The following is a 4,379-nucleotide window of genomic DNA, read 5'->3' as shown; positions in this document are numbered from 1 at the left end:
TGGGCGCGATGATCGTGCTCGCCGGCGGCGTCGCGGTGGTGACCAGCCGGCGCAGGCAGGTCCACGCCGAGCGCTGATCGGGACGGGCGTGCGCGCACCCCCGGTCTGGTGGGGCCGGGGGTGCGCGCTCGCTCGTGTGTCCTGCACCTGCGTCACCGACTCACGGGCGAATACGGCAGGCGCGTTGTCTCACCTCACGCCCGTGGCCCCGACCAAGGCCTGGAAGGTCGGGCCGAGCGGCGCGCCGGGCAAGAGGTCGACGGCCTTTGACAGGATTGCACGATCCGGCCACGCTACTGCCCCAACGGCAGGGCGTGCCGGACACGCGCGCGCCCACGTTCCTCACCGTCTCCTCTCGCGGAAGTCACCCCGCATGCCCACCGAAACCGTCCCGACACCCTTCACCGACTGGCTCCGCGGCCGTGCCACCCCGCTCAGCCACCTCGACCCGGCAGCGCCCCTGGACGACCTGGAACCGCTGCATGACATCCTGGACGGCGTCCGCGTGGTCGCCCTGGGCGAGCATTCCCATTTCATCGACGAGTTCGCCGCGATGCGCCTGCGCATCCTGCGCTTCCTCGTCGAACGCTGCGGCTTCACCGTCCTGGCCTTCGAGTACGGCTTCAGCGAAGCCTTCTCCCTCGACGCCTGGGCCCAAGGCGAGGAGGGCGACCTCTCCGCGCTCCTGGCATCATCGGTGCCCATCGGACTCCCGGATCCGATGCGCTATATCCGCCGGCACAACCGCACAGCCGCAACACCGGTTCGCTTCGCGGGAATCGACATCCCGGCGGCCGGCGGGTCGCTGCTCCCGGCCCTGACCCCCGTAGCCGACTACCTTCGCCGGATCGACCCGGAAACCCTGCCGACGGTCCGCAGCGCGATCGAGATCGCCGCATCCTTCGCAGGTGACTCCGCAGCCGTGGCCGCACCCGCGTGGGCGCGCCTGGCCACCACCGAACAGGACACCCTCAGCGCGCTCCTGGCGCGGCTGCTCATCCGGTTCCGTTCCCTGAAACCGCTGTACCTCTCCCGTGGAGACCGGCACGGCTACGACACCGCCCTGCGACGGCTGGAAGGTGCCTGCCACGGCGACTACACCTTCCGCGCCATGGCCGCCCTTTTCGCCGGAGAGGGCCTGACGGCCGACACCTCCGCCCGCGACCTCTACATGGCCGAATCGCTGCTGTGGCACCTGGACCGAGTCGAACCCACCGCCCGCGTCGTACTGGTGGCGCACAACGCCCACATCCAGAGGACACCGATCGCCTTCGACGGGCACCTCACCGGGCTCCCCATGGGACAGCACCTGCACAACGCCCTCGGCGACACCTACTTCGCCCTCGGCCTGACCAGCGTCACGGGGCACACGGCCGAGATGCGTCGCGACGAAGAGGCTTCCTTCGGATTCGGCATCCACGAGACCCCGCTGGAGCCACCCGTGCCCGGAAGCATCGAAGCGGCCTTCGCCGACACCGGCCTCGGGCTCGCCCTGGCCGATCTCCGTCCAGCCCGAGCGGACAACCTCCGCGGCCCCGAGCACATCCGGATGCAGAGCATCCACCAGCGCACCCCCGTCATCGACGCGTTCGACGGCATCCTCAGCGCCCCCGTCTCCACCGTCACCGACCTGGAGAAGCCATGACCAGCAGGTTCACCGAGTTGGTCGTCGATTGCCACGACCCGGAGCTGCTCGCGGTCTTCTGGTGCGAAGTCCTGGACTTCACGGTGCTCGACCGAAGCGAAGGCAAAGTCGAGATCGGCTCCTGGGAGCCGACGGTCGAGGCGATCCGGGCCGGCCAGATGCCGCCCACGATGGTGTTCATTCGGGTGCCCGAGGGCAAAACCGTGAAGAACCGGCTCCACCTCGACGTGAGCCCTGTCGACGTCAGTACCGAAGACGAAGTCACCAGGTTGCTCGGCCTCGGCGCCACCACGACGGACGTGGGCCAAGGCGCCGCCCGGAGCTGGGTGGTCATGGCCGACCCCGAAGGCAACGAGTTCGACGTCGTGCGCACTCTGGCGCCGTCCACCCACGTCACGCCGTCCGCACAGCCGGACCTGCGTACGGGACCGATCACGCACGGGCCGACGCCCAGCTCGTGCCGACCCGGAACAGCCCGGTAGTCATCCGGTTCCGCGACCGACCGCTCGGCCCCCGTGTCGCGGCACCGGAAGCAGCCCGTCGCGCGCGCCCGGCCCCGCGGCGACGCTCAGGTCGTTCGACGAGGTCACCCGCTCCCCGCACTCCGAGCACACCGGAACGAGTTTCGTCGGGTGCCCGCACGCGTCGTGCCGCAGGATCAGCGGGGGCCCGTCGGGCGCCGCCCACTCGTCGCCCCACTGCCGCATCGCGGCCAGCACCGGCCACAGCGCGCGCCCCTTCTCGGTGAGGCGGTAGTCGTAGCGCACCGGGTTGTCCTGGTACGCCTCGCGCGTCAACACCCCGTGAGCCATCAGGTGTTCGAGTCGCTGGGTGAGCACGTTGCGCGAGATGCCGAGCCGTTCGTGGAAGTCGTCGAAGCGGGTGATGCCCAGCGTCGCGTCCCGGACGATCAGCATGCTCCACCACTCGCCGGCCACCTCCAGGAACTGGGCGACGGAGCAGTGCATGTCCTCGAAACTCTTGCGACGCATGCGGACAGTGTAGTGGGTTGCGTGAAACAACTTACCCCTCTAGCTTGAGTCTCGTCATAGGACTCACTCGTGGGGAGACCGCCATGGGCACCACCCGCCGCATCGAAGACCCGCCCCATCCGGAAAACGCGTCCGGCCCGGAAAGCGCGTCCCGTCCGGGCGGCCCGCCGCCCCCGGAAGATTCGCGGGATCCGAAGGACCCACCGCATGCCGGGGGTTTGCGGGATGTGAAAAGCCCGCCGCATTCGGAAGGTGCACGGGATCCGAAACGCCCGCCCCACCGGGAAGGTTCGCCGCGCCCGCAAGGCCCCCCACACCCGTCGAGTGCGCCCGCCGCCGAACCCCCGAGCCCGCCCCGCGCCCTGGCCGCCGCCCTGGTCTGCGCCGGCGTGGTCCTGGTCAACCTCGACCTGTTCATCGTCAACGTCGCGATGCCCTCGCTCGCCGACACGTGGTCCGGCGCGTCGCTGGCGGACCTGTCGTGGGTGCTCAATGCCTACACCGTCGTCTTCGCCGCGCTGCTCGTGCCGGCCGGCCGCCTGTCGGATCGGCTCGGCCACCGCCGCACCTTCCTCGCCGGCATCGCCGTGTTCACCCTCGCGTCGGTGCTGTGCGCCGCGGCCCCCGGGCTCGGCGTCCTGGTCGTCGCACGCCTGCTCCAAGCGGTCGGCGCCGCAGTCCTGATGCCCGCGTCGCTCGGACTCCTGCTCAGCTCGTACCCGCCGGAACGACGCGGCGCCGTCATCCGCATGTGGGCCGCGATCGGCGGCCTCGCCGCGGCCCTCGGCCCGGTCCTGGGCGGTCTGCTGCTCGAACCCGGTTGGCGCTGGGTCTTCCTCGTCAACCTGCCCGTCGGCGTGCTCACCCTGGCGCTCGGCCCGCGACTGCTGCCCGACCCCGCGCCCACCGACCGCGGCCCCTTCCCCGACCTGCTCGGCGCGGTGCTGCTCAGCGCGGGCATCGGCCTGCTCTCGCTCGGTGTGGTGCGTTCCCAGGACTGGGGATGGCTGTCCGGTCGCTCCGGCGCGGTGTGGGCCGCGACGCTCGCGGTCGCCGTCGCGTTCGTGCTGCGCAACGGCCGACACCCGCGCCCCGTCGTGGAGACCGCCCTGCTCAAGGACCGCACCTACGCCGTCGCCGGCGTCGCCAACACCCTGTTCGGCGTCGCCTTCGCGGGCATGCTGATCTCCTCGACGCTGTGGATGCAGACCGTGTGGGGTTGGTCCGCGCTGCGCACCGGACTCGCCACCGCGCCCGGTCCGCTCGTCGTGCCGTTCGTGACGATCCTGGCCGGCCGCCACGTCGCCCGCACGGGCCCGGGCCCGCTCGTATTCGTCGGCGGCATCGCCTTCACCGCCGGGATGGGCCTGTGGATCGCGTGCCTGGAACCACACGCGAACTACGCCGTCGACTACCTGCCGGGCATGCTCCTCGGCGGTGTCGGCGTCGGCCTGATCCTGCCCACCCTGATGGCGACCGCGACCGGCGCCCTGCCTCCTGCGCGCTTCGCCACCGGCTCCGGCGTGATCACCATGCTGCGCCAGGTCGGTTCGGCGCTCGGCGTCGCCGTCTTCGTCGCGGCCGTCGGCGCCCCGGCGACCCTCGCCGGCTACGACCGGGCCTGGTACATCCTGGCCGGCGCGACCCTCCTGACCGCGCTCGCGTCGCTGCTCCTGCCCCGATCCAAGCCGGCCCGCGACCAGGCCGCGCCGAGCACGCCCACCCCGGCGGCCGTCGACGCC

At 71.5% G+C, this 4,379-nt stretch carries 3 protein-coding genes and 1 pseudogene; 3 read left to right on the top strand and 1 reads right to left on the bottom strand.

Features of this window, described 5'->3' with window-relative positions:
• Positions 1-373 precede the first annotated feature (373 nt).
• Complete coding sequence (locus GT354_RS21435; RefSeq protein ID WP_161357970.1) at positions 374-1,645, top strand: erythromycin esterase family protein; 1,272 nt, start codon at positions 374-376, stop codon at positions 1,643-1,645.
• Positions 1,642-2,028 (top strand): annotated as a pseudogene (locus tag GT354_RS21430) (VOC family protein); the annotation flags it as partial. The gene GT354_RS21435 and the pseudogene GT354_RS21430, both read left to right, overlap by 4 nt.
• Before the next feature lie 99 nt (positions 2,029-2,127).
• Here GT354_RS21430 and GT354_RS21425 read toward each other — a convergent pair.
• Positions 2,128-2,637: a helix-turn-helix domain-containing protein gene (locus GT354_RS21425; RefSeq protein WP_161357968.1), complete on the bottom strand. Its 510-nt coding sequence runs from the start codon at positions 2,635-2,637 to the stop codon at positions 2,128-2,130.
• Between the two features lie 362 nt (positions 2,638-2,999).
• Between GT354_RS21425 and GT354_RS21420 the strand changes: the two genes are divergently transcribed.
• A partial coding sequence (locus tag GT354_RS21420; protein WP_161357971.1) for a DHA2 family efflux MFS transporter permease subunit occupies positions 3,000-4,379 on the top strand: 1,380 nt, incomplete at its 3' end.

The organism is Streptomyces sp. SID3343 (assembly GCF_009865215.1).
Taxonomy (GTDB): Bacteria; Actinomycetota; Actinomycetes; order Streptomycetales; family Streptomycetaceae; genus Embleya.
Note: the sequence above shows the minus strand (reverse complement) of the source record. Positions and strands in the feature narration are given on the sequence as shown.